This is a genomic window from Pedobacter cryoconitis, assembly GCF_001590605.1.
Taxonomy (GTDB): Bacteria; Bacteroidota; Bacteroidia; order Sphingobacteriales; family Sphingobacteriaceae; genus Pedobacter; species Pedobacter cryoconitis_A.
The window spans coordinates 3,565,609-3,590,606 of record NZ_CP014504.1 but is presented as its reverse complement, the minus strand read 5'-3'; the positions used below and the strand labels follow the sequence as shown (position 1 = coordinate 3,590,606).

Annotated in this window: 22 protein-coding genes; 7 read left to right on the top strand and 15 right to left on the bottom strand. The window is 39.1% G+C overall.

Going from position 1 to position 24,998, the window contains the following annotated elements; all coding sequences use genetic code 11:
- Window positions 1-21 precede the first annotated feature (21 nt).
- The 6 genes from AY601_RS14715 (at window position 22) to AY601_RS14690 (ending at window position 6,528) form a co-directional block, all read left to right on the top strand.
- Entirely contained in the window at window positions 22-918 is an 897-nt protein-coding gene (locus AY601_RS14715) for a sialate O-acetylesterase (RefSeq protein ID WP_232324606.1), read from the top strand.
- Window positions 919-928: 10 nt separating this feature from the next.
- The gene (locus AY601_RS14710; protein ID WP_068402402.1) at window positions 929-2,494 is read left to right on the top strand and encodes a glycoside hydrolase 43 family protein; all 1,566 of its coding nucleotides are present in this window, start codon (window positions 929-931) and stop codon (window positions 2,492-2,494) included.
- 55 nt (window positions 2,495-2,549) lie between these two features.
- Window positions 2,550-3,890: an MFS transporter gene (locus AY601_RS14705; RefSeq protein ID WP_068402400.1), complete on the top strand. Its 1,341-nt coding sequence runs from the start codon at window positions 2,550-2,552 to the stop codon at window positions 3,888-3,890.
- Between the two features lie 121 nt (window positions 3,891-4,011).
- Window positions 4,012-4,392 (top strand): hypothetical protein, encoded by a 381-nt coding sequence (locus tag AY601_RS14700; RefSeq protein ID WP_068402398.1) that lies wholly within the window; start codon window positions 4,012-4,014, stop codon window positions 4,390-4,392.
- A gap of 51 nt (window positions 4,393-4,443) precedes the next feature.
- Complete coding sequence (locus AY601_RS14695) at window positions 4,444-5,040, top strand: penicillin-binding protein activator LpoB (protein ID WP_068402396.1); 597 nt, start codon at window positions 4,444-4,446, stop codon at window positions 5,038-5,040.
- A 63-nt stretch (window positions 5,041-5,103) separates the two neighbouring features.
- Window positions 5,104-6,528 (top strand): COG3014 family protein, encoded by a 1,425-nt coding sequence (locus tag AY601_RS14690; protein WP_068402394.1) that lies wholly within the window; start codon window positions 5,104-5,106, stop codon window positions 6,526-6,528.
- 106 nt (window positions 6,529-6,634) lie between these two features.
- Here the strand turns inward: AY601_RS14690 and AY601_RS14685 are convergent, their stop codons facing one another.
- Together AY601_RS14685 and AY601_RS14680 are read right to left on the bottom strand one after the other, a co-directional pair.
- The gene (locus AY601_RS14685) at window positions 6,635-7,834 is read right to left on the bottom strand and encodes a pyridoxal phosphate-dependent aminotransferase (protein ID WP_068402392.1); all 1,200 of its coding nucleotides are present in this window, start codon (window positions 7,832-7,834) and stop codon (window positions 6,635-6,637) included.
- A gap of 65 nt (window positions 7,835-7,899) precedes the next feature.
- Window positions 7,900-8,286 (bottom strand): DUF1573 domain-containing protein, encoded by a 387-nt coding sequence (locus AY601_RS14680; RefSeq protein WP_068402390.1) that lies wholly within the window; start codon window positions 8,284-8,286, stop codon window positions 7,900-7,902.
- A 213-nt stretch (window positions 8,287-8,499) separates the two neighbouring features.
- On the opposite strand from AY601_RS14680, the gene AY601_RS14675 reads away from it, so the two are divergent.
- Window positions 8,500-10,923 (top strand): alpha-ketoacid dehydrogenase subunit alpha/beta, encoded by a 2,424-nt coding sequence (locus tag AY601_RS14675; RefSeq protein ID WP_068402388.1) that lies wholly within the window; start codon window positions 8,500-8,502, stop codon window positions 10,921-10,923.
- A gap of 97 nt (window positions 10,924-11,020) precedes the next feature.
- Here the strand turns inward: AY601_RS14675 and AY601_RS14670 are convergent, their stop codons facing one another.
- The 13 genes from AY601_RS14670 to AY601_RS14610 form a co-directional block, all read right to left on the bottom strand.
- Entirely contained in the window at window positions 11,021-12,613 is a 1,593-nt protein-coding gene (locus AY601_RS14670) for a S8/S53 family peptidase (protein WP_068402385.1), read from the bottom strand.
- Window positions 12,614-12,862: 249 nt separating this feature from the next.
- Window positions 12,863-13,951, bottom strand: a complete 1,089-nt coding sequence (gene aroC / locus AY601_RS14665; RefSeq protein WP_068402383.1) for a chorismate synthase — start codon at window positions 13,949-13,951, stop codon at window positions 12,863-12,865.
- A 33-nt stretch (window positions 13,952-13,984) separates the two neighbouring features.
- A complete protein-coding gene (aroA, locus tag AY601_RS14660) occupies window positions 13,985-15,247 on the bottom strand; it encodes a 3-phosphoshikimate 1-carboxyvinyltransferase (protein ID WP_068402381.1) in 1,263 nt (420 codons plus the stop codon).
- Window positions 15,248-15,337: 90 nt separating this feature from the next.
- Entirely contained in the window at window positions 15,338-16,471 is a 1,134-nt protein-coding gene (locus tag AY601_RS14655; protein WP_068402379.1) for a chorismate mutase, read from the bottom strand.
- A 63-nt stretch (window positions 16,472-16,534) separates the two neighbouring features.
- Window positions 16,535-17,368 carry a prephenate dehydratase gene (locus AY601_RS14650; protein WP_068407569.1) on the bottom strand — a complete coding sequence of 278 codons (834 nt, stop codon included), beginning with the start codon at window positions 17,366-17,368 and terminating at the stop codon, window positions 16,535-16,537.
- Window positions 17,369-17,834: 466 nt separating this feature from the next.
- Window positions 17,835-18,263, bottom strand: a complete 429-nt coding sequence (locus tag AY601_RS14645; protein WP_068402377.1) for an SMI1/KNR4 family protein — start codon at window positions 18,261-18,263, stop codon at window positions 17,835-17,837.
- A 26-nt stretch (window positions 18,264-18,289) separates the two neighbouring features.
- Entirely contained in the window at window positions 18,290-18,814 is a 525-nt protein-coding gene (locus tag AY601_RS14640; protein WP_068402375.1) for an SMI1/KNR4 family protein, read from the bottom strand.
- Window positions 18,815-18,834: 20 nt separating this feature from the next.
- Window positions 18,835-19,443, bottom strand: coding sequence for an SMI1/KNR4 family protein (locus AY601_RS14635; RefSeq protein WP_068402373.1), 609 nt, complete (start codon window positions 19,441-19,443; stop codon window positions 18,835-18,837).
- A gap of 30 nt (window positions 19,444-19,473) precedes the next feature.
- Entirely contained in the window at window positions 19,474-20,004 is a 531-nt protein-coding gene (locus AY601_RS14630) for a hypothetical protein (protein ID WP_068402371.1), read from the bottom strand.
- Window positions 20,005-20,007: 3 nt separating this feature from the next.
- A complete protein-coding gene (locus AY601_RS14625; protein ID WP_084359292.1) occupies window positions 20,008-21,603 on the bottom strand; it encodes a Hint domain-containing protein in 1,596 nt (531 codons plus the stop codon).
- A gap of 3 nt (window positions 21,604-21,606) precedes the next feature.
- The gene (locus AY601_RS14620) at window positions 21,607-22,410 is read right to left on the bottom strand and encodes a hypothetical protein (protein WP_068402369.1); all 804 of its coding nucleotides are present in this window, start codon (window positions 22,408-22,410) and stop codon (window positions 21,607-21,609) included.
- A gap of 4 nt (window positions 22,411-22,414) precedes the next feature.
- Window positions 22,415-24,214: a type VI secretion system Vgr family protein gene (locus tag AY601_RS14615; RefSeq protein ID WP_068402367.1), complete on the bottom strand. Its 1,800-nt coding sequence runs from the start codon at window positions 24,212-24,214 to the stop codon at window positions 22,415-22,417.
- A 32-nt stretch (window positions 24,215-24,246) separates the two neighbouring features.
- A complete protein-coding gene (locus tag AY601_RS14610; RefSeq protein WP_068402365.1) occupies window positions 24,247-24,984 on the bottom strand; it encodes a hypothetical protein in 738 nt (245 codons plus the stop codon).
- Window positions 24,985-24,998 lie beyond the last annotated feature (14 nt).

The window sequence follows — 24,998 nt, the reverse complement described above, 5'->3', positions numbered from 1 at the left end:
GTTTTATTAAAAAAATTAAAGATGATGATCAATTTAAGGTATGGAGTGGCTGGCTTATTCAATTTGAAAATGAACAGGGTGATTTTTATTTTATTCCTTTTGGTACTGTCTTTTAACAAGACTTATTCGCAGGATAAAAATTTCCATATTTATATCTGTTTTGGACAATCTAATATGGAAGGCAATGCGAAATTTGAACCCCAGGATACAGTTGCACCAGGTCAGCGTTTTCAGGTTTTAGAAGCTGTGGATTGTCCGGATCTGAACAGAAAAAAGGGACATTGGTATCCTGCTGTTCCACCTTTGACCCGTTGCTATACAGGGCTTACACCTGCTGATTACTTTGGGAAAACGATGATAGCCAATACACCCAGAGAGGTTAGCATAGGCGTAATTAATGTTGCTGTAGGCGGATGTAAAATTGAATTGTTTGATAAGGATAATTATAAATCCTATGTGGCTACGGCACCAGACTGGATGATCAATACGATCAATGCATATGATGGAAATCCTTACCACAGGTTAGTAGAAATGGCAAAGCTTGCGCAAAAAGAGGGTGTAATCAAAGGAATTTTATTGCATCAGGGCGAATCAAATAATAACGACACCCTATGGACTAAAAAAGTGAAAGTGGTTTATGATCATTTGTTAAAAGATCTGAACCTTAAAAGCAATACTGTGCCCTTACTAGCAGGTGAATTGGTTGGTGAAGATCAGGGAGGTGCATGTGCGGGTATGAATAAAATTATAGCAAAGCTTCCGCTCACTATTCCTACTGCTTATGTGATCTCTTCCAGGGGCTGTGAAGGGGTTGCAGATAAATTACATTTTAGTGCGGCAGGTTATAGAAAACTAGGGAAACGGTATGCTGCTAAAATGCTTTCATTGCAGGGCTATGCAAATATAAACCCGGAATAAAATATAAAATATGAAGAAGCTCACTGTTATTATTTTAGCAATTTTTATTCCATCCTTTTTTGACCAATTAAAAGCACAGGAAGGATACGCGGGAAAGCAGCCTGTAATTTTTGCTGATGTACCCGATGCTTCAATTATCCGTGTTGGGGATACCTATTATATGAGCAGTACGACCATGCATATGACTCCCGGCGTACCAGTGATGAAGTCGAAAGATCTTGTCAATTGGAAACTCGTTAGTTATGCCTGCCAGACCTTGGGTAATGGAGATGAAATGAGCCTCAACAAGAACAGGAATGCTTACGGGAAAGGTTCATGGGCCAGTAGCATGCGTTATCATAAAGGTATATACTATGTCAGTACTTTTTCTCAAACTACAGGTGAAACCTATATTTATTCAACAAAAGATGTGGAAAAAGGCAAGTGGAAAGTTGTCTCCTTTAAGCCTGTTTTACATGATCACTCCTTATTTTTTGATGATGATGGACGTGTCTACATGGTTTACGGATCGGGCAGGATTAAGTTGGTTGAATTAAATGGGGATCTTTCTGGTTTGAAGGCTGGTACCACCGAACAGGTAATTATAGAAAATGCAGTTTTGCCTCCCGGCAATACCGGAGGTTTACCTGCTGAAGGTTCCCAACTGTTTAAAGTGAATGGTAAGTATTATCTTTTTAATATTATCTGGCCAAAGAATGGCATGCGCACGGTGGTGATTCACCGGTCTGATCAGCTTACTGGCCCTTATGAAAGCAAGATAGGGTTTCAGGACTTAGGGATAGCTCAGGGAGGGCTTATCAATAAAGCGAATGGAGATTGGTATGCTTATCTTTTCAGAGATTTCGGAGCTGTTGGACGTACCCCTTACCTGGTACCAGTAAAATGGAAAGAAGGATGGCCAGTGCTGGGAGATCACGGTAAATTGCCAGATACGCTTAACTTACCAGCAAGAAAATCTCTGATACCGGGTATAGTTGCTTCGGATGAATTTAATCGCAAAAAAGGAGAGGCTAACTTGCCGTTTGTCTGGCAGTGGAACCACAATCCTGAAAACAGTCTTTGGTCTGTGAGCGACCGGGCCGGTTATTTACGCTTGAAGACAGGAAGAATTGAGCTGGATTTTTTACAGGCCAGGAACACACTAACACAACGTACGATAGGCCCATTTTGTTCAGGCGTAACTTCCATCGATGTATCCAAAATGAAAGATGGCGATTTTGCTGGTTTAGGTTTGTTACAAAAAAATTACGGACAAGTTGGCGTTAAAATAACAGGTAACCGTAAAGCTGTAGTCATGATTATTGCAGAAAATGGGAGGCCTGTTGAAAAGCAAAATATTCCTGTCAGTCAAAACAGGATTTATTTGAAAATTGACTGTGATTTTCAAAACAGGAACGATACAGCAAATTTCTTTTATAGCCTTAATGGCTCCACATGGATACCTGTTGGCAGCAAATTAAAGATGTTATATACTATCCCTCAGTTTATGGGGTATCGCTATGGGCTGTTTAATTATGCGACCAAAACAATGGGCGGCCAGGCAGACTTTGATTATTTTCGTATCACAGATTTGTAGATAGATTTAACCTCAATATCTATTATTTTTCTTATGTTGCTGTTACAACCAACGTATGAACCGACAAACTGACCAAGCTGTGATTCAACAATTAACTGATGAAAATCAAGAACCGTCCAGAATCTCAAAACAAAGGCTGAAAGCTATATTTGGAGGTTCAGTAGGGAATCTGGTAGAATGGTATGACTGGTACGCCTATTCTGCCTTCTCCATCTACTTTTCTTCCTCCTTTTTTCCCTCAGGTAATTTGACAGCTCAATTAATGAATACTACGGGGATTTTTGCACTCGGCTTTTTGATGCGCCCAATCGGTGGATGGATGTTTGGCCGTATCGCCGATAAAGTAGGACGTAAACAAAGTATGACGCTATCTGTGCTGCTCATGTCCATGGGATCATTACTCATCGCATTAACGCCTACCTACAAAACAATAGGATTGGTAGCTCCGGTATTGCTGCTAACCGCCAGATTATTACAAGGACTTAGCGTTGGGGGTGAATACGGAGTTTCTGCTACCTACCTAAGCGAAATGGCAACCAAAAACAGGCGGGGTTTTTATTCCAGCTTTCAATATGTTACACTAATCGGAGGACAACTGATTGCATTGGGTATACAGATCATACTTCAAAGAGCCCTCACGGAAGACCAGCTGATTTCCTGGGGATGGCGCATTCCTTTCGTCATTGGAGCTTTACTATCTGTTGTAGCCCTTTACCTTCGTAAAAGTCTGCATGAAACAAAAGCCTTTGAAGCCCGGAAAAGCAAAAAAGATAGTGGAACAATCAGAGAATTACTTAAACACCCCAGGGCTATACTTACTGTGGTAGGAATGACATTGGGAGGAACCCTGGCATTTTATACGTATACGACCTATATGCAGAAATTCCTCATCAATACCGTTCATTTATCCAAAGGAGATGCTACGCTGCTATCTTTCTTCTCCCTGCTCATTTTTGCCTTATTACAGCCTGTTTTCGGTACGCTTTCTGACCGTGTCGGTCGTAAACCGCTACTCATTGGTTTTGGTGTACTAGGAGCTATTTTCACCGTTCCATTACTTACCACCTTAAGTAATACAACTTCACAATGGAGTGCCTTTTTTCTTTTACTGGCAGGTTTGATCATTGTAAGTGGATATACCAGTATTAATGCAATTGTAAAAGCAGAATTGTTTCCGGCACAGATCAGGGCACTTGGCGTTGGTTTACCTTATGGGATCACGGTAGCCATATTTGGAGGAACAGTTGAATACCTGGCCTTATGGTTCAAAAAGATAGGGCATGAACCTTATTTCTACTGGTATATTACTACCTGTATATTCCTCTCACTTGTCGTGTACGTATTCATGAGAGAATCTAAAGAAACTTCAAAATTGAATGAAGATCCGGAAAACTAAAACTACACAGTATATTTATCAAAGTTTCGTTAAAAAACGTTAAATTAACTGAAGCAAAGTGGCGGAATGATACAGTCCATCTAAATTATGCTTATTTTTGTTATACTTTAAATTTAAGGTCATGAAAAGGAATTTAGTCATTATTTCAAGCCTGTTGTTCGGTGCTCTTTACGCTGGAACAGCAAGCGCACAACAGTCAGGTTTAGCTCCGGATCAAAACCCGAGGTATAAAGAAAGCCAGGAAAAATATTTTAAGGTTGCAGATTCGCTGACGAGTACTCAGGGAACTACTGTTCAAAATACCTACAAAGCATACGACTGGTATGAAGCCAAGCTGGAACGCCGTCGTCAGCGCCGTGAATGGAGACATGAAGAAAGAATGAATGGTTACTACGGTGATTTTTATCCTTCATTAAGCTTTGGCAGCAGCTATTACCCATATGGAGGCTATAACTATGGAGGTTATTACGGGGGACGTAGTAATTTCTGGTTCGGCTGGTAACAAATTTCCGGAAATACGATCTTACAATTATAAAAAAACAGAAGAACACAGATGAAATTCAATAGATTATTAACGGTTACAGCGCTTGCCGCTTCAGGAATGATGATTGCATCCTGCTCATCCAGACAAGTAACACGTGTGAGTACAGATCAGACCATTGACATTAGCGGATCTTGGAATAACAGTGATTCCAGAATGGTGGCAGATGAACTGACTAAAAACATCCTGACTGCAAACTGGTTAGGCACCCATCAGGATGAACATCAAGGCAAAAAACCAGTAGTAATTGTTGGATTTGTTCAGAATAAAAGCCATGAACATATTGATGCAGAGACTTTTGTAAAAGACATCGAAAGTTCTTTCATTCAGACACAAAGAGTACGTTTAGTACAAGGTGGTAAAAAACGTGAAGAATTACGTGCAGAAAAAGCAGATCAGCAAACAAATGCTTCTAACTCAACTATCAAAAAGTTCGGTTTAGAAAACGGGGCTGATTATATTCTTCAGGGATCAATTAACTCTATTGTAGATGCACACAAACGTCAGAAAGTAGTTTATTATCAGGTAAATCTTGAATTGACCAACATTCAGACTAATGAAGTGGTTTGGATCGGTGAGAAGAAAATAGCCAAATACGTTAAAAACTAATCCCGTAATTTCTCCTTGTCCTGAAGATCATATCACTGATGTTCAGGACAATTTATAACTCATATGACAACCATTCGTACGTATACTCTTCGGGCATCAGTTGTAGGATTGATGCTTTTTTTATTTGGTTGCGCAAGTTATAACGACCGTATTACCCCGTATTATAAAAACATTTCTACAGGGAATTACAAAGAGGCACAAATCGAACTCGATAAAAACAGCCTGATCCAGAAACCAAGAAATAAACTGCTGTTCCTGATGGAGAAGGGAAGAGTAAGTCATTTGCTTGGAGATTATGAAAACAGTAACCGGTACTTTAACGAAGCCGATCAAATGCTGGAAATAGGATTGACCGGTACGCTGGATGCAACTGTCGGTGTATTGGTAAACCCAATGACACAGCGTTATAAAGGGGAGGATTTCGAGAAATTCATGATCCATTACTATAAGGCACTCAACTATTTGTATCTGCATAACACAGATGAAGCGGTCGTTGAAGCCAGACGGATCACCCTGCAAGCCCAAGAACAAGGAGATAAATTCAAGAATAAAGACAAACGTTACGCTCAGGATTCCTTTTCTTTGATGCTGCAAGGCATGGTTTACGAAAGCAATAAAGATGTCAATAATGCATTTATATCTTATAGGAATGCAGTTGAGATCTATCAGAAAAGCCCGGATAAGACCTATTATGGTACACAAATGCCTTTAGGACTTCAACAAGATGTAATCAGAACAGCTTATTTAAATGGATTTACTTCAGAAGCTGTACAATTTGAAACCGCATTTGGCATCAAATATAAACCAGAGAAAGCACCAGAAGGCGGTGAACTGATTTTCTTTTGGGAAAATGGTTTAGCACCTGTTAAAAAACAAGAAGACTTATTCTTTACTTTAACCAGAGGCGACGGTGGAAATCTATTTTTTAGCAACGCAGCTGGCGGATTACTTATTCCATTTGTATATAGCGGCGATCGGGACAAACTAAATATTAAAGCCGTAGAAAGCTTAAGAGCTTCCTTCCCTAAATATGTAGCACAACCTTCTTACTACGCTTCGGCAGTCATTAAGAATACGCAGGGCGATGTAACGCTGGAAAAAGCAGAAGATATCAATGAACTTGCTTTCAGGACACTTCAACAGCGCACGCTGAATGAAATGAGTAAAGTTCTTTCCAGACTTGCAGTTAAGAAATTAGCAGAATATGCTTTACGCGAAAGTGCGAAAAGAGAAGGTCAGAAAAATAATACCTTACTGGAAGGTCTTGGCTATGGCATGCAGCTCTATAGCTTGCTATCTGAGAAGGCTGATACCCGTAACTGGCAATCACTTCCCAGTAGTATTTCTTATGCCCGTATACCCTTGAAAACAGGTGAAAACGAAATTACGTTAACACTTAAAAATGCACAGGGAGCAGATGAAACCAAAATCATTAAAGTGAATGGGAATGGAGGAATTCAATTTTATAACTACGCTACCTTACGCTAATACTTAGCTGAAATGCCTATTATTTAAAACTTAGCTGAACTGCGCAGTTATAAAAAGAAAAGTCCTGCAAATCAAATTGCAGGACTTTTCTTTTTAAAATATATTCTTAGTTCGTTTTACCAGGATATTGTTTCAACGCTAACGTTAAGCAATCCATTGCTTTGTTTAAATCACCAATATTTAATACATAAGCCATTCTCACTTCATCTTTACCTGAGCCAGGGCTAGAGTAAAAACCAGTTGCAGGAGCCATCATGACCGTTTCGCCATTGTTGTCGAAACTTTCCAGCATCCATTGGCAAAATACATCTGCGTCATCAATAGGGAATTTGGCAACTACATAGAAAGCGCCACCCGGATTAGGGCAGAAAACACCATCAATAGCATTTAATCTGGATACTAAAGTATCTCTGCGCAAAGTATATTCCTTATTTACTTCCTCAAAATAGCTATCAGGAGTATCAACAGCAGCAGTTCCAGCTATTTGTTCTACCATTCCAGGGCTTAATCTTGCTTGTGCAAACTTCAATCCTGACTTAATTACTTCTTTGTTTTTAGTGATTAAACAACCTAAACGCGCACCACAAGCACTGTACCTTTTAGAAACAGTATCCATGATCACTACATTTTCCTCTAAACCATCCAGGTGCATAGGAGAAATGAATTCCCTGCCATCATAGCAGAACTCACGGTAAGCTTCATCAGAAAATAAGAATAAATCATATTTTAAACATAATTCTTTCAAAGCCTGAAGCTCTTCTCTTGAATAAAGATATCCTGTCGGGTTATTTGGGTTACAAATAATGATCGCCTTAGTTTTATCAGTGATCAGCTTTTCGAATTCTGCAATCGCTGGTAAAGCAAAACCATTCTCAATATAAGATAGGATTGGTTTTACAACCACATTACTCATACAAGCAAATCCATTATAATTTGCGTAAAAAGGCTCAGGAATGATAATTTCGTCACCTTCATTCACGCAAGTCTGCATCGCAATTGTGATAGCCTCAGACCCACCTACAGTCACTAAAATATCCTCAGGAGTGATATCGTACCCCAGTTTATTGTAATATTCAGTAAGTTTTGTTCTATAGCTTAATGTTCCTTCAGAAGGCGTATAAGCCCAAACATCGAAATCAATATTTTTAATTGCATTTAACATGCCCTCTGGTGTGGCAATGTCTGGCTGGCCGATATTTAAATGGTAAACTTTTTTACCTTCCTTTTTTGCCTGATCTGCAAATGGAGTTAGTTTTCTAATAGGCGATGCGGGCATTTGTATCCCTTTTTCTGAAATATGTGGCATGGGTCAAAAATAAAAAACCTCGTTGATTTAACGAGGTTTTATTGATAATAATATTTTTCTGCGGATTATTTTCCTGCTACTGTTTCTCCTTTAATGTATAACACTTTAGTAGGTGTTTTTGCATTAGAGTTGATTGTGATGCTTTTGCTGAAAGGCAATGGTGAACCAGCAGGCGTATAAGTAACTTTAATCAGGCCTGATTCTCCTTTTTTAATAGGCGTTTGTGTGTAAGTTGGTACAGTACAGCCGCAAGTAGTCTCTACTTTTGTTAAAATAAGTGGCGCATCACCAACATTTACAAACTTAAATTCTACAGAAACAGGGCCTGTCAATGGAACTTTTCCAAAATCATGTGTCTCTTTTTCGAATTTAAACTCAGCTGGTTTGCTTTGTGCAAATGAAGTAACGGTAACACCTAAGACAAAGGTTAATAGTATAATTAGCTTTTTCATCAGTTATTTTTTTTTAATGGTTATGAATCTTACATGAACCTGATAATCTAATGCAGTGAATTGTAGGCTCATGCAGGTTTCATATTTAAATCTTCAGAACAAATTTAATGTTTTCATTAACATTTCAAAGTCAAAAGCTAATATATATATTACACTTGGGTAAGGGACGGAAAATAGAAAATACGTATCTTTGCCCAATAAACTTTTGTGCTTATGATGCTAAATAACAAACTTACGACGAACCCCATCGATGCCTCAGAATTAAGTTTTGACGACTTCAAGACTATAGTAATCGATGATTACAGGATTGCATTCGAGAGCAGACAGGCTAGTTTACTAGGCCGTAAAGAGGTTTTAACAGGTAAGGCTAAGTTTGGCATTTTTGGCGACGGAAAAGAACTTCCACAAATTGCAATGGCTAAAGCCTTTAAAAATGGCGATTGGCGTTCTGGTTATTACCGCGATCAGACTTTTGCTTTTGCTACAGGTATATGTACCATTAAGGAATTTTTTGCTCAATTATACGCTAATCCAAACGTAGAAGCAGACCCTGCATCTGCAGGCCGTCAAATGAACTGCCATTTTTCCACCCGTTCACTTCACGAAGACGGTTCATGGAAAAACTTAACAGAAATGAAGAATTCTTCTTCTGATATTGCACCAACAGGCGGCCAGATGGCTCGTTTAGTAGGTTTAGCTTATGCTTCCAAATTATACAGACAAAATCCGGAATTAAATTACCTGAAAAACTTCTCCGTGAATGGAAATGAAGTTGGCTTTGGTACCATAGGAAATGCTTCTACTTCTGAAGGCGTGTTTTTCGAAGCCATCAATGCAGCTGGGGTTTTACAAATTCCAATGGCGATGTCTGTTTGGGATGACGCTTACGGAATTTCTGTTCCGGCAAAATATCAGACTACCAAAGAAGATATCTCAGAGATATTAAAAGGTTTCCAGCGTGATGAAAATAACGCAGGTTACGAAATCTATAAAGTAAAAGGCTGGGACTATCCTGCGCTTTGTGAAACCTATCAGCAGGCCATTCAGATCTGCCGTGATGAACATGTGCCTGTTTTGATCCATGTAACTGAAGTTACACAACCTCAGGGGCACTCTACTTCAGGTTCTCATGAACGTTATAAAGACAAAGCAAGATTAGAGTGGGAAAAGGAATTTGACTGTATCCGTCAAATGCGTCTCTGGATGCTTGAATCTGCTATTGTGACTGAAGAAGAGTTAGCTGTATTAGAAGATACTGCTAAAAAACTGGTTCGTGAAGCGCAGAAAGAAGCATGGAATGAATTCCTTGGGGATATTAAAACAGAAAAGGATCAGGTGATCAGTTTGATCAATAACCTTTCTGATTCCAGCCAGGCTTTATCAAAAATTGCAGGTACGCTGGGCGGCACACCAGATGCACAGCGCAAAGAAGTTGTTTCTTCTGCAAGAAAAGCACTTCGCTTAACCTTAAATCAACCTTCTGAAGAAAGAAACCAGTTACTAAGCTGGTATCAGAAAGAGAAAGAAAACAACGAAGAACGTTACAACTCCAAACTATTTACAGACGGTAAGGAAAGCCCTTTTTTAGTGAATATTGTGCCAGCATCTTACCAGGATAATAGTAAAATGGTAGATGGCCGCGAATTACTGAATGCTTGTTTTGATGCTAACTTTGCACGCGATCAGCGTTTAGTGGCATTTGGTGAAGACTTAGGAAACATTGGTGATGTGAACCAGGGTTTTGCAGGCTTGCAGGCTAAATATGGTGAATTAAGAGTTACTGATACAGGGATCAGAGAAATGACTATTGCAGGTCAGGGTATCGGGTTAGCCTTGCGTGGTTTAAGACCAATCGCAGAGATTCAATACCTGGATTATCTGTTATATGCACTGAATGTTTTGAGTGATGATTTGGCTAGTTTGTCTTACCGTACCAAAGGCGGACAAAAAGCACCGGTAATTATCAGGACCCGCGGGCACCGTTTGGAAGGGGTATGGCATTCAGGTTCACCAATTGGTATGATCTTAGGCTCTCTACGTGGTTTACACCTGTGTGTGCCTCGTAATATGACACAGGCTGCGGGAATGTACAATACGTTGTTCAGAGCAGATGAACCAGCTTTAATGATTGAATGCCTGAATGGCTATCGCTTAAAAGAGATGTTGCCTGATAATGTAGGGGAGTATACGGTACCTTTAGGAAAAGCTGAAATTGTAAGAGAAGGAACAGATATTACTGTGGTATCTTATGGCTCGACTTTAAGGATTGTAGAAGAAGCAGCTGAAGAACTGGCAGCTTACGGAATTTCAGTAGAGATCATCGATCCTCAAACTTTACTTCCTTTTGATACAGACCATTTATGCGCGTCTTCTTTACAGAAAACGAATAAATTATTAGTGGTAGATGAAGATGTTCCGGGTGGCGGAACAGCTTATATCCTGCAACAGATTTTAGAGAATCAGGGTGGATATTACCATTTAGATGCACAACCACAAACATTATCTGCCAAAGCTCACCGTCCTCCATATGGATCTGACGGGGATTACTTCACTAAACCATCAGTAGATGATGTAGTAGAAACAATTTACCAGATGATGAATGCACATAATGAAGCAAAATACCCTGCAATTTTCTAATTCAGGATCCGATATTTGAAATTCATTTTTTCAAGAAAAAGCCTGGTTCCCCTTTGAAGATTAAGGAAAGGACCAGGCTTTGTTTATAGCGGTTTTTTTAAGGCTGAACAGCTTTTAAAACATTGATCGGGCCATAGCCCAGTTTTGAATCTTTATTAGGATATAATTTAGCAGATTCTACCATTCTTTGTAAAACCTGTTTATCATTCCACGATGGGTGCGCAGCCCAAACCAGTGCTGCGATACCAGCATTAATTGCTGTAGCCGCCGAAGAAGAGCCTGAGAAACCATATTGACCCGGGGTATCATGATAAACTGCTACTGCGTTATTGATGCCTGCTGAAGTTGCAGTAGTGGTTGTAAAATAAACTTTATTACCTTCATGACACTCTTTACAACTCACCAGGTTTCCTGTTGTGCTGTAATCGGTGCCTGTAACCGCAACAGTTTCGTTCATGGAAGCCGGAAATATTACTCCCACACTTTTAGGGATATCAATCACGAAGAAGCCCAGATTAATTGGTTTAATAGAGGTACCGGCAGCAGCAAAGATTAGTTTACCTTTACTTTTTGCATATTTCACAGCGTCAGCTAAAGCTGATATATTAAAGATCCAGCCATTAGACATCGATATCACCTTTACATTTTGATCATCAGCTAACCTGGTTAAAGCAGTGGACACGCCCTGTTGTTGTTTAGAGGCCCATAATGCGACAAAATCAGTTGCCCTGTAGCTCACCAGATTACAGTTATAAGCAATTCCGACAGGCAGGTTTACCTTTTTCGGTGCAGCAATTAAAGAAGCCATAGCAGTACCATGATCGGCGCTCATATCATCTTTATTTGCATATACGCCATCATTTGAACTGGAATTGCCCTTAAATGTACCAAATAATGCAATCGTTCTCCCTGCACCAAATTCCTGTGAAGTGAATGCGGTTTGAGCTTGATAAACCCCGTTATCAATTAAGCCAATAGTGATACCTCTTCCAGTACTTACTTTCCAGGCATCCGGGATTTTCTGATCTCCGTAACTCTTAGGGATTAAAGGCTCTCCGCTGCCTTGGATAAACCAGCCCGGAAGCTCAGCAGGATCGCCACCTCCACCAGAGCTCAGGCTTTCTGTAGCAATAGCAGATCTGCTCTTTAATAAATGCTTATTGTAATCAGCAGGTTCCACATAGCGGATAGCCTTAGATTTACGCAGCTCCTGAAGCGTACTTAAATTTCCTATTTTAACCACCATATTGGTCAACACAGGGCTTTCATATTGCAGCACGTTCTCTTTGGCCTCAGCAGTCTTTACCTGCTGTAAAATGCCGCTTTTAATGCCGTCTATATTTACTCCGGCTTTCTTTGCTTCAGATACACTGATGTTTGACATTTGAGCTTCAGCATTGTTACTTTGAGTAATGGTGTTAGACTGTGGATTTCCATAACCGACAGACAGCAGGCTATCCCCATGGATAACAGCACTGTATAACAATTCATCACTTTGCTCATTCCATTTAAAATCTCCGGTTTTCTGTAAACTGGACTGAATTACTGCATTAATTTCCTGTACAGAATAAAGTTTGTCTTTTGGGTGGAGCGCATCCTGACTGTTGTTGGTCAGGTTATCCTTACGACAGGATACCAAAACGACTAAAAATGTGGCGCACAAAATTGCCACGCTGTTTTTGTTTTTCATAGTAGATAGATTTTTTTTTAATGGTTATGAAGCTATCATGTGCTTGCCAGTCCTGTTCGTTTCGATAAGAGTAGTGCTGCACATGATGGTTTCATAGTAGATAGATTTGATGGTATAAATAGGTATATGTAAAATAGAAATAATTATTCATTTAATTTAAATTAAAATAGTCTCAGTGAAAGATTTAACATAAAAAAACGCCCTGTTATTTTTTAGATAACAGGGCGTCCGTACAAACAGGTTTCTAACTTATAACCTGCTTGATTTATTTCTTAATAACTGATCGGCAAGCACTAAAGCTGCCATCGCCTCAACGATCACAACTGCTCTGGGCACTACACAAGGATCATGTCTGCCTTTACCTTTAATCTCTGCCGCTTCACCAGCAGCATTAACCGTTTGCTGATTATGCATAATGGTCGCTACAGGCTTAAAAGCTACTGTAAAATTGATTTCCATTCCGTTAGAAATTCCTCCTTGTATACCACCAGAGAAATTAGTCAGTGTTTTTGGTATTGCTCCATCTGTCAGGAAGATATCATTGTGTGCTGATCCCCTCATCTCACTCCCTGAAAATCCTGAGCCATATTCAAAACCATGTACAGCGTTAATGCTTAACATCGCTTTGCCTAAATCGGCATGCAGCTTATCAAAAACAGGCTCTCCTAATCCTGGAGGGCAATTATGAATGATACAACTGATTTTTCCACCAACAGTATCTCCATCTTTTCTGACACTGTCTATAAATTCGATCATTTCGTTTGCGGTTGCCGGATCTGCGCAGCGCACGATATTTTCTTCGCGCTGTGCCAGCAATTCAGCAATTGGCAATGCTGCTAAATTAGGTGCATTGATAGTACCTACAGCAGAAACATGCGCAAAAATACCAATTCCGTAATGTTGAAGTAACAACTTGGCAATCGCACCTGCCGCTACCCGGGCAGCCGTTTCTCTGGCAGAGGAACGTCCGCCACCACGGTGATCGCGGATACCATATTTAGCATCATAAGTATAATCCGCATGCGAAGGACGATAAACAGTCTTATTATGCTCATAATCTTTTGAACGGTGATCCTCATTCGGAATCAAAAGCGCAATCGGTGTACCGGTACTTTGTCCTTCGAAAATACCCGATAAGATTTGTACCGTGTCGCTCTCTTTACGTTGTGTGGTTATCTTTGATTGTCCCGGACGGCGTTTATCTAACTCTGACTGGATAAACTCCAGATCAATAGGCAATCCGGCAGGACAGCCATCTACGATAACGCCAATAGCCTCGCCATGTGATTCTCCAAAAGTTGAAATCCTGAATAAGTGTCCGAAGGTATTTCCTGCCATGTTTTTAATTTTTTTTGTAAACTATTCTAATTATCAGGCTAATTCCTGAACCGTGAAACCTGCTTTTTGCAGATGTTTCCAGAAATCAGGATATGACTTCTCTACCACCTGAAAATCTTCAATTTCTACTTCTTTAATCAGCAAACTTAAAGGCGCAAAGGCCATAGCCATCCGGTGATCATCATAGGTTGCGAAAGTTACCTTTTCCGGGAAGTTTAATCCTTCACAGTTTAACGTATAAACTTCATTTTCTTCATTTAAAGTAACGCCAATTTTACCCAGCTCATTTTGTAAGGCCAGAATTCTGTTGGTTTCTTTAATTTTAAGCGTTTCCAAGCCAGTAAAAGCAAGGTTTAATCCCTTAGCAGCAGCACAAACAATAATAGTTTGTGCCAGATCAGGACAGTCTTTTAAGTTTAGAATAGCTGTAGTTTGTGCTTCGTTTTTATTGGCTTTTAAAGCTATGCCATTTGCGGTTCTTTGTGTATTCACACCAAGGCCAATCATGATTTCCTGGATTTTACTATCTCCCTGCAAGCTTTCCTCTTTCAAGTTAGGCAGTTCAATAGCCGCCTGATCAGCTAGTGCAGCAATGCTGTACCAGTAAGATGCAGCGCTCCAGTCAGGTTCAACAGTCAGGGTTGCCGCCTGATATTGCTGCGGGCCTATATAGATATTATCGCCTTTCCAGCTATGTGAAACCCCAGCTGAAGCCAATAAAGCCAGCGTCATTTCTACATAGGGTCTGGAAGTTAATCCACCCTCAATATTCAGCGAAAGGCCAGCAAGCAATTTTGGCGCAATAATCAGCAAGGCCGATAAATACTGACTGCTTACATTTCCTTTGATAGAAACCTCTGCACGTACATTATTTAAACCTCCATTGATAGACAAAGGAGGGAAACCCTCATTTTTAGCATAAGATATATCCGCACCCAGGCTTTTTAAAGCGTCCACTAAGATAGCAATCGGGCGTTCCTGCATTCTGGCAGATCCTGTAAGCAAAAATTGCTGTGGAATTGTAGCCAAATAAGCCGTTAAAAAGCGCATTGCAGTGCCAGCATGGCCAACATCTACCGTTCTTCTTCCTTCAGGTTCAGTTGTACCCAGTTCCGTCAAAATCCTGTTCAAAGTCACTGTATCAGCAGCATCAGAAAGATTATTTACCTTGACTAACCCTTTACTGATTGCAGCAATAATTAATGCCCTGTTGCTCTCACTTTTTGAACCCGTGAGGTTTATCGTTGCCTGGATATCTTTTTGTCCCTTAAAGGAAACAAGTGCATTCTTCTTCATTGGAGCATTTCGTGTTAATTTTTTGTATTCAGAATTTTCGGAAGCTTTTCCTAATCTATGACTAAGAAAAGCTTTTGAAAACTCAGATGATTAAGCTTTTGCAGCAGCAGCTTCAACGATTTCTTCTTCAGTTTTGCCTTCGTTCATGATTGCAGTTTGTTTTCTGATAGACTCAGCATGAACTAATTCTAAGAATTTCTCTGTAAAACCAAGGTCTAATTTAAGGGCTTTAGCAAAAGCAGTTCCTTTTTTAAGGATTTCATCCCAACGGTTAACTTGTAAGATGGTTACTTTGCTATCTCTTTTGTACTGACCGATTTTTTCAACGATAGCCATACGCTCACTTAATTTCTGAAGCATTACATCATCAATTTTATCAATTTGCTTACGTAATTCGGCTAATTTATCAGCAAACGCTTCGTTGTTGGATTCTGGATCACGTAAACTTAATTTAGCGATCAGTTCTTCCAAAGCAGCAGGAGTAACCTGTTGTTTAGCGTCAGTCCATGCTACAGAAGGGTCAATATGTGACTCAATCATTAATCCTTGCATGTCAAGGTCTAATGCTTTTTGAGAGATATAAGGGATTAATTCGCGGTTTCCGCAAATATGAGAAGGGTCATTAATAATTGGCAATTCAGGGCAAAGCGTTTTCAATTGAATCGCAAGTTCCCACATTGGTTCGTTACGGAAAGAGCTTTTCTCGTAAGAAGAGAAACCACGGTGAATTGCACCTAATTTAGTGATACCTGCATTGTTGATCCGCTCTAAAGCACCAATCCATAGTGAGATATCAGGATTTACTGGATTTTTGATTAATACAGGGATATCAACACCTTTTAAAGCGTCAGCAATTTCCTGTACTGTAAAAGGGTTTGCAGTTGATCTTGCACCGATCCATAAGATATCAACGCCCGCTGCCAATGCTTCTTCCACATGTTTAGCGTTTGCTACTTCTACAGCTGTAGGTAATCCGGTTTCAGCTTTAGCTTTTTTCAACCACTCCAGACCGATACTTCCGATTCCTTCGAATTCTCCCGGACGGGTACGTGGTTTCCAGATTCCAGCTCTTAATACAGATACTTTACCAGTTGCAGCTAATAAATGTGCAGTAGATAACAATTGATCTTCAGTTTCTGCGCTACATGGTCCAGAGATGATAAGCGGCTCGTTTTTAACGTTGATCCAGCTCGATAATGGCTGAATGTTTAAGTTTAATTTCATGATGAGGGGGATTTAATGTGTGTGTGGTATGTATTAAATATTTTAAATGCTGTTGATGTTGTATTAAACGATATCGTTTTTCAGATACTCGCCCATTATATTAAAGTTTACTGTGTATTTCAGTGCTTTACGGATAGCGATGTCATATTTCTCGCTTTCTGTCCATTCCATATCGACATAGAAGTAATACTCACTTCTTTTCCCTAAAACAGGCATAGACTGGATCTTGCTTAAATTCACATTTTGCTCTGCGAAGATGTTCAGCACTTTAGAGAGTGCACCTACATGGTTACCAACCTGGAAACAGATGGAGGATTTATTAATTTCAGTCAAATCTTCTGTTTTATCGTTTTGAAGGATCAGGAAACGGGTGTAATTCTTTTTATTAGATTCAATTCTTCTTTCTATAATGTTCAAGCCATAAAGCTCGGCAGCCAGTGTATTTGCAATCGCAACAGTATCAGTTAATTGCTCGTCTCTGATCTTTTTTGCACAAGCGGCTGTATCTACACTTTCCACTACCTTAAGGTGTGGAAACTCATCAAAGAAATCGATACACTGACGAATAGCAATAGGGTGGGAGGTTACATATTTTACGTCTTCCAATTTCACTCCTGGCAGGGCCATTAAATGCAATTGTATAGGAAGATAAACCTCTCCGGTCACTGCAAAATTATATTCTCTGATCAGGGTATAATTTGGTAAAAGGCTACCAGCTATAGAGTTTTCAATCGCCATCACTACGTAGTCAACTTCCCGTGCTTCAAGCACTTCGCATGTTTGTTTAAAGGAATTGCATTCGACAGTTTTAATGTCATTACCAAAGAATTTGAAAGCAGCTTCTTCATGAAAGGAGGCTTTAATACCTTGTATTGCTACTCTTGTTACTTTTTTCATCTTATAATCTCCTGCGTTAATTTTTGCTTTAAACAAAAAAAGTCCCGGCAGGATGCCGGGACTTTTCATATACAATTTATGTTGATTTTTTTGATTGCATATCAGTCCCGGCTCTTACTAAAGTAGTAGAAGTAGCTAAACCAATATGTAGTGATGTTTCTCATTTTTTTCTTTGCTGGCTTCTGAAAACAGAACCCTGTATTTTTAATCTTTGTTTTTTCAAATGTAGCAACAAAATTTAATTTGTCAAATTTAATTTAAAAAAAATTATTTATGGTGGCTTAACGGTGTTGAATGGGCATACGAGACAACATGAAGGCTTAGTTTTTAAGGCTGATTTTTAGTTTTTTAAGATTGAAGTTGAATTGTAACAGCGATAATCGTTATCGATTAAGAGCTTAAATTCAGGGGTTTCCGAACCTGGAAGATGGAGTAGTGGTTAAGATAAACTCTTTACATTAGGATATTATTCGTTGTAAAAACTCGCTAGAAATCCGGTGAAATTGTTCGAGACTTTATAATATTGTTTTTCCTTTATATTCAAAAATTCGGATTCAACCAGGTAAATAGTCTCATAGTCCTCGCTATCTAAAGAGATTAAATAAATGTTATCACCATTATCAAAGGCGAAAGGGATTTTTGGGCCAAAGGTAATTCCACTTTTTTTATAATCAGAAATCGTTTCTTCAATTGGGGCAGTTCCATGTTTTATTGGTATAAATCCGTTTATTGTGAATAAGTGATTTATTCCTTTGACATGTTCAAAAGGGGGATAACCACCATTGCTCTTCAAATAGTGTTCTTTAAAATCTTCAGGTAATGTTAAATTGATTTTGGTTTCAAAATCTCTTAAATCTTCTAGAGAAAGGTTCTGTGAAGTCTGTTCAAATTCCATTTAAAGCGTATTTCTACATGTGTTTTTTATAACAATTCAAATCCTTCAAAATCATTATCTTCATCATTTTTAATAGTATATAACTTATTTAAAAATCCTTCGAGATCATTGGAAACTGGCTCTATAATATGTAAATCGAATTCATTTTCAACATCCGGATTTACTATCTGATCGCCCTCAATTATAAATCTTTCTTCATGATTCCAAAATACTATTTGTGGATTCTCTTTATTCATTCTGTAATCAAAGCATATATAATTTCCCCCCGGATCGGCAGCAAAAGGAAAAATATCAGGTGGCAGTTTGTCTTCAATGTTCTTATATTCAGCTAATACATTATCCTTACTATCAAGATTAAAATTTAACAGTTCTCCAGAACTCTTACCTGTTGAAAACTCTGTATTAAATGCTGTATTTTCCGGAACGCCTGAGTTATAGTTTATTACCAGCTCAATAAAAATCTCAGGAAGTTTTATGCCCCATTCTTTTTCAACTAAAAGAATAGATGATTTGTCTTTTAAGGGCTTTACGAACTTCCAGGTTGTATCCATGTTTTTTATTGAAAACTTAATCAGGTAATCTCATTTCTATTTTTAACAATAAGAGGAAGACCTACTCTTTTTCTCCGCTCATTAACTGAAGCGAGTTCATCTGCAGATAATTCTGGCTCTTCTTCTTCCTCCTCTTTTTGTTTGAGATATAAGTTATTAATAAACTCTTCAAATGAGTTTGCTATCAATGACTTATCTGCATTGATATCTCCCTCATGATGCCAATAGTATATTTTGCCTCTTGTTTCTGGTTCCAGAGAATAAAATATGATATCTCCGGGATATCCCTCGAATAAAGGGAAAAACTTCCAATTCAATTGCTCTTCTATAAAGTAAGTATCAATAGCATCTTTTACGCTATCTGTTCCATCTCCAAAACCAAAGATTAATCCCAATTTTATCTCTCCGCTAGATAAAAAAGAAGATTTCTCAAATGACTTTATCATCACATAATTCTTAAAAGTAGAGAATCCATATTCCTTGATGAAATCTATCACCCGTTGTTCGGGTAAAGCATCCATCACACTTTTGATAAATTCTAAAGTGTGATGGGTATTATGTCTTTCTTCTCTTTTTTTCCGAAAAATAATATCTCCCAGGCTTTTTATCTTTTGATGAATTTCAATCATTTGATAAGTATATCTTACAGGCCAGATTAGCTACTTTTTAAATGTTTCGATTTTATGACTTATTACAACATCATTTGATAGAGTGTTTAAATGAACAATAAGATCAGGTAAAGCCCCATCCGCAGGAGATCCATCTTCCTTTGTCATTCCAGGTTCTTTTTTCCAGTCTATGATATCAATACTTACCAGATAAATATTTTTCGCTGTTTCAACTTGAGCTACATGAGACTCATTTATAGTCTCTTCGATATATTCTATTCCACTAACGTTAAGAATCCCATCAGACTCAATCAAATAATTGTTGGACGTGGTTAAAAGATATTTAGCTTCTCTTTCACTCAATATTTTTTGTGGCGCTATTCGAATAATGAATTCTAAAGCTCCATTGTTTTGCAAATTAATTGGAACGAACAGCTTTTCCTTTATGAGTTCTAAAAGAGAATCGTCCTCATAAAAATTTTCTTCCCAATCTTCATATGAATTTACTCCCTTTGCAATTTTTGGGTTCCAGATACACCACATGCCTGATCTGGTATCTAATACTTTTTTGCTTTCTTTCATAAATTATTTAATAGGTGATATAATAATCTTAGATACTTTTGTGCCCAAAGGCAGGTTTTTAGTTTGATGGTAAATTTGAGGTCCCAGACTTCTATTCACACTAAAATCAAGTGGATTCATATTTGTAACGGCATCCGGGCCACCAAATTGTAAGTCCTTGATATGATCTACATCTTTTCCAGCAGGTATTTCAAATCCGGCATCTCTATACATATCTGCTGCAGATTTACTACCTCTATTAGGTGTTGATATAATTAAATCTCCAGACTCGTTTAGCGCTTTTATTTTTGCATCAGCTTCAGCTATTTGTTGAGGAGTCCAACCTTCTTTATAATTAACCCCTATTTCATAAGAGTCATCATCAAGTTTTTTCGCATACCCATTATGTACCAGTACCCCATCCTCGGTAACAAAGTAATTCTCATTGTCTAAAACATCGAAGTTATAAACCACAGCGCTTTTGCTGATCAACCCGATATTCTTAATCCTTACCCTTTCCCCGTCAATTCCTTCCAGTTCATCCAGCGCAGTAATCGACTGGATCTCGCGCCACTCATTTTCCACCAGGAAACGATGCTCCGGTGTTACTTCAAATATAGTTCCATTTCCCAATTCAACAACCATCATACTCAAGGTTGTGCGGCGATGTGTTGCTGTAATCGGTTTCAACTCTCTTTGTCCGTTTTCTTCATTCAGCGTCCAGACTAATGTCCCAACAGCGATGTCCTCAATAGCCATCACCCCATTTCCTGTATGTACCGTAGTACCTGCAGGGAAACAAACCAGTGAAGCTCCTTTGGCTGCAAAAATTGCTAAGACCAGTTCCTGACCACTCGCCAATAACTTGTCCGTAACACTCATCTCATCGTTTGTCCAGATATCAGCCTGGCCCTTATAAGCGCCGAACATACCAAATCCGCGCATTCCTCTGCAAAACCAACTCATCTTACCAAACAAAGAAGCCGGGTTAAACATGGATCCCATTTCTGTTCGCGCTATCGTTAAAAACTCTGCACCGGCAGCTCTGATACCTTGTGTACCTAACGTTCCCGCCATGCTGCCCAATCCTCTGCCCGCTAAAAATCCAAAAGCAAAGTTGGCAATATGCCCCACATTATTCATCGTGGTACTCATCATCGCTTCCCAGAAAGTGGCTTTAATATCAATCATCGCACCTTCCGGAGGGCAGCTTAACTGACTTTGACCAACAACCAACCCTTCATGATGATGTATCACCAAATTAGGAGAGGAGTTGACCCAAATCCTTGCCGCTGCATTTGTTTTACACTTCATATAACCAGCACCTATAGCGAGTAATAAAGCACCGCCGATAATTAAAGCCAATGCCCAGCCTGCTACTGGTACAGCAAGTAATGCTAAAGCAGCAACTAGCAAACCTGCAATTGCCCCCGCCATAAATGCCATACTACCCAAACAGATAAATACATTGCCAATCATCTTATCCTCGGTTGTTGCCGCAAGATTGCCACTGAATGTAACCTGCTCTTGGCTGGTTACTTTCATCTGTTTGAACATTGCACCTTTAGGGCAAACTAAATAATGCTTTTCCGTTAACCATTGTAATTCCTCGTCAGCCATAACTTATATGCTTTCCAGATTTAAATATAAATCTGATTTATAGTCATTATTTATTTGCTCGAATACCTTCATTTCCGCAGATTGTAACACCCCGGTATGGTCATAATTGAAACTGGCCTTTGTATAATGTTTCATGTCAAATTCCTTTTGGCCAGTTACTTTTGATATCATCTGCTTATCAATTTTACCTTTCTCATCTAATGAAGACTCCACATGAATACTATAGCCATTATCAGTCGTTTCAGAAGTATAAGTTTGATTCACCGGAATTAAAAAGCCAATGCCCATCCGATCTCTTTCCTCCTTTTTCTGTTCATAAACAACTCCATCGGCCGTATAATTAAACGCATATAAAAACAAATGCATGAAATGTGTATTCTCCAGATTTTCAATTAACTCCGGAGGGTTGGCCAGTTCACGTTCTTTATGCCTGATAATTTCAAAAGCAGCAATAGGATTGGTCTGCATCAGCTCCTTTTTAAGCTTATCCCATTTCGTCTTGATCTCAGGCATGTTCAATAACCCTTTGATTACACCGCCACTGTTGATACAGATATGCTGCCTGCTGTAGATATAAGCTAACTTATTTACATATTCTATCAGTTGATATGTATTGGGGTCATAATACTCCGTTAACTTCACGTCCCGCTCTTCCAGTACATATTCCTGCAGGTCAGGCTTAAATGCATTTTTTCCGTAATGTGAAAGCACATAAGTTCCGGTTGTAGAAAAGCTATCCATCATGGTCAGCATTTTTACATTTCCCCTGACAACCAACTGATAACTCTTTTCTGATAGTTTATCCATAAAGTTAAGAGTTGATTTTTACTGGTGAACCATCAATAACTGTATTGCTGCCAACTATGCTTACATTTTCACCATTTACATTGATTTTGCTTTCTCCGCTCATCGATAATTCATTTTTTGATGAGATTGATAACTTAGTCTCGAACTCCATACTTCCGTTCTTCACAGGAGCACCATCACCAGTAAGCTTGAAATCATCTGCTGCACGTATTTCTATATTCTTAGCTTGTATAATAATCTTATCAGCTGCCTTATCCATAATGATCATTACGTTCCCTGTTTGCAGTTTGACCGTATTGTCAGAAGTAACTGTAATTGCATTATTACCATCAATCAAAACATGGTTTAATCCCGTTTTGTCTTTCATCAGCATGCCACCTCCATCATCGAGGGTAATCGTATGCCCGCTTTTAGAAGTCAGGCTTTTGGTATTATTACTTCCACTGCCTCCGCTACCACTTTTACCATGGAATACACTGCCCATTACAATCGGACGCGCAATATTTCCTTCCTCAAAAGCGATCACTACCTGGTCACCAATTTCAGGGATAAAAACAAAACCTCTGTTTTTGCTGACCTTTTCGGAGCTTCCAGCATCTGGCGTTAATACCCTGAGCCACTCAGTGACATCATTACAACCACATTCCCATTTAAATTTAACCTTGATTCTACCATTGCCAGCAGGATCATTGTTTTCTACCACATTGGCCAATTGTATGTCAGGTTGTGGTTTCGTCGAATCCTTTACAGGAACACGGTCGGTATCTGCAGAAATGGCTTCAAAAGAATTCTGATAATGACCTACGCCATCTACATGGTGGTAAACAGAAGTAACCAGGAATTTTCCAAAATCTTCTACTGCAAAATCATTTAACTTTCTGGTGCTCATGCTAATGTCAGCTACGCAGCCTAAGCTTACCTGTGGATTATCACCCGTGCCATTGATATGCAAAAGACCAGCGATCAGCGAATCCTGTTCATTTTTCACAAAAGTGTCAATCTCCATTTTACTATCAACGCGGGTAACCAGTGGCTGATTAAAAGCTTTGCTATAAACATTATTGGACGCAGCAATTGCATGGGCCATATCCGGCGATCCGGAACGCTGACCTTCGCCACTGGCAGCTAGTAATTCGTCTTGTTTTGGGTTATAAGAGAACTTTTTATACTTCAGCGGGGCAATTTGTATCCCGTATTGAATATTACTGATATCCCGCCCATAAATCAACTTTACTTGTTTTAAATCGTCTGGCTTTCCAAAAACCAGTGTTGTCCCATCATAGAAAAACCACTCATGATATTGAGCAGCAAGCCTGTTGATGAATTCAAAATCACTTTCCCGGTATTGAATTAAATAATCAATAGGTGAGGTGCGGCTCGGCTTTACCTTCATATTCAGGTCATTGACAGGGACTTCTTTTGTCGCCTGGTCAATGATTGATTTAAGGTCTTTATTCAGGTAAGATCCCAGATCAGGGCCACGGTCAATTAAGATAGTCGGACTAAATCCTGAAAGAACGATATCGCCCATTAAACCATGGGACTGCGCAATTTCAACTTTGGTAATAATCCCCGAAAAACGATTTCCTTTACCTGGTATAGTGCCAAACTCTATCGCTATATTTTTACCTATAAAATCTTTGGAACGGTTCAGCGAAACTGATCCTGGCAATTCAATCTGATCCTGATTAAAGCGAAGTTCGAACGTGTGATGCTCATTGAACTTCTGATATAAATTGAAACTCGAAAAGGTCGGTATAGGTGTACCTTCAATATTGATTTCTACTTTTACTTTATTCTCCATGGTAGTCGTTTTGTAAATGCTTTATAGATATTTTATTTCTTTATACTCACCCGGTAAATCGCGATTTTGAATAAGCCAGGATAAAAATGCACTTCAAAAGGTGGTCTTGCAATGCTCCTTGTTAAACTAACCGGGATCATTCGTTCTGTATAACTATGCACTTCAATGGTGTTTCCTTTTTTCAGATAACCATTGCCAATCATCGTATCAATATCAAGTGGTTTGACATGGATACAGCCATGAGATTCTGACAGTTTTATTTGTGAGCCCTTATTGATACTGGTCAGGTATTCATCGGGTGGGGTAGTATGAATAAAATCGCCAAGGACCTGTTCTTTGCCGTCCAGTTTCCAATTGTGATTGTTGTCTTTGAAATATTTAACCGAGGTATGGCCAAAATCATTAAAAATCCAGCGGTTTGGAAAGGCTTTACTGTTAGAAATTGCTGTGTATTGCTGCCTGATGTATTCGGTCACCTGTTTTTGCTGGGTTTTGTATTTGCCCCATTGTGCATTAACGTCTGTTAATCTAACCCAGGCACCTCCATTTTTGACCATGGTAATGTCCCCGTCCAAACGCATTTCTGTACCCCATGCTACACCTGACCAATACGCATACTTGCCATAACTTACGTGTTTACCAATACTATTGATCACATAACGGCCTTCGCGGGTAGCAGTTTTTGCATGGCCATCTCCACCAGGTTTTTCGCTGGAAGGGCCGCCATGCGCATCATATTCATTTATTTTTGTAATGGAGTAAGAAGCCATAAATATTCCTCCGG

Bases quoted from the DNA above. Each gene is read 5' to 3' on its own strand.
- AY601_RS14715 (WP_232324606.1), top strand. From the start codon at position 22: ATGATGATCAATTTAAGGTATGGAGTGGCTGGCTTATTCAATTTGAAA.
- AY601_RS14710 (WP_068402402.1), top strand. From the start codon at position 929: ATGAAGAAGCTCACTGTTATTATTTTAGCAATTTTTATTCCATCCTTT.
- AY601_RS14705 (WP_068402400.1), top strand. From the start codon at position 2,550: ATGAACCGACAAACTGACCAAGCTGTGATTCAACAATTAACTGATGAA.
- AY601_RS14700 (WP_068402398.1), top strand. From the start codon at position 4,012: ATGAAAAGGAATTTAGTCATTATTTCAAGCCTGTTGTTCGGTGCTCTT.
- AY601_RS14695 (WP_068402396.1), top strand. From the start codon at position 4,444: ATGAAATTCAATAGATTATTAACGGTTACAGCGCTTGCCGCTTCAGGA.
- AY601_RS14690 (WP_068402394.1), top strand. From the start codon at position 5,104: ATGACAACCATTCGTACGTATACTCTTCGGGCATCAGTTGTAGGATTG.
- AY601_RS14685 (WP_068402392.1), bottom strand. From the start codon at position 7,834: ATGCCACATATTTCAGAAAAAGGGATACAAATGCCCGCATCGCCTATT.
- AY601_RS14680 (WP_068402390.1), bottom strand. From the start codon at position 8,286: ATGAAAAAGCTAATTATACTATTAACCTTTGTCTTAGGTGTTACCGTT.
- AY601_RS14675 (WP_068402388.1), top strand. From the start codon at position 8,500: ATGATGCTAAATAACAAACTTACGACGAACCCCATCGATGCCTCAGAA.
- AY601_RS14670 (WP_068402385.1), bottom strand. From the start codon at position 12,613: ATGAAAAACAAAAACAGCGTGGCAATTTTGTGCGCCACATTTTTAGTC.
- aroC (WP_068402383.1), bottom strand. From the start codon at position 13,951: ATGGCAGGAAATACCTTCGGACACTTATTCAGGATTTCAACTTTTGGA.
- aroA (WP_068402381.1), bottom strand. From the start codon at position 15,247: ATGAAGAAGAATGCACTTGTTTCCTTTAAGGGACAAAAAGATATCCAG.
- AY601_RS14655 (WP_068402379.1), bottom strand. From the start codon at position 16,471: ATGAAATTAAACTTAAACATTCAGCCATTATCGAGCTGGATCAACGTT.
- AY601_RS14650 (WP_068407569.1), bottom strand. From the start codon at position 17,368: ATGAAAAAAGTAACAAGAGTAGCAATACAAGGTATTAAAGCCTCCTTT.
- AY601_RS14645 (WP_068402377.1), bottom strand. From the start codon at position 18,263: ATGGAATTTGAACAGACTTCACAGAACCTTTCTCTAGAAGATTTAAGA.
- AY601_RS14640 (WP_068402375.1), bottom strand. From the start codon at position 18,814: ATGGATACAACCTGGAAGTTCGTAAAGCCCTTAAAAGACAAATCATCT.
- AY601_RS14635 (WP_068402373.1), bottom strand. From the start codon at position 19,443: ATGATTGAAATTCATCAAAAGATAAAAAGCCTGGGAGATATTATTTTT.
- AY601_RS14630 (WP_068402371.1), bottom strand. From the start codon at position 20,004: ATGAAAGAAAGCAAAAAAGTATTAGATACCAGATCAGGCATGTGGTGT.
- AY601_RS14625 (WP_084359292.1), bottom strand. From the start codon at position 21,603: ATGGCTGACGAGGAATTACAATGGTTAACGGAAAAGCATTATTTAGTT.
- AY601_RS14620 (WP_068402369.1), bottom strand. From the start codon at position 22,410: ATGGATAAACTATCAGAAAAGAGTTATCAGTTGGTTGTCAGGGGAAAT.
- AY601_RS14615 (WP_068402367.1), bottom strand. From the start codon at position 24,214: ATGGAGAATAAAGTAAAAGTAGAAATCAATATTGAAGGTACACCTATA.
- AY601_RS14610 (WP_068402365.1), bottom strand. From the start codon at position 24,984: ATGGCTTCTTACTCCATTACAAAAATAAATGAATATGATGCGCATGGC.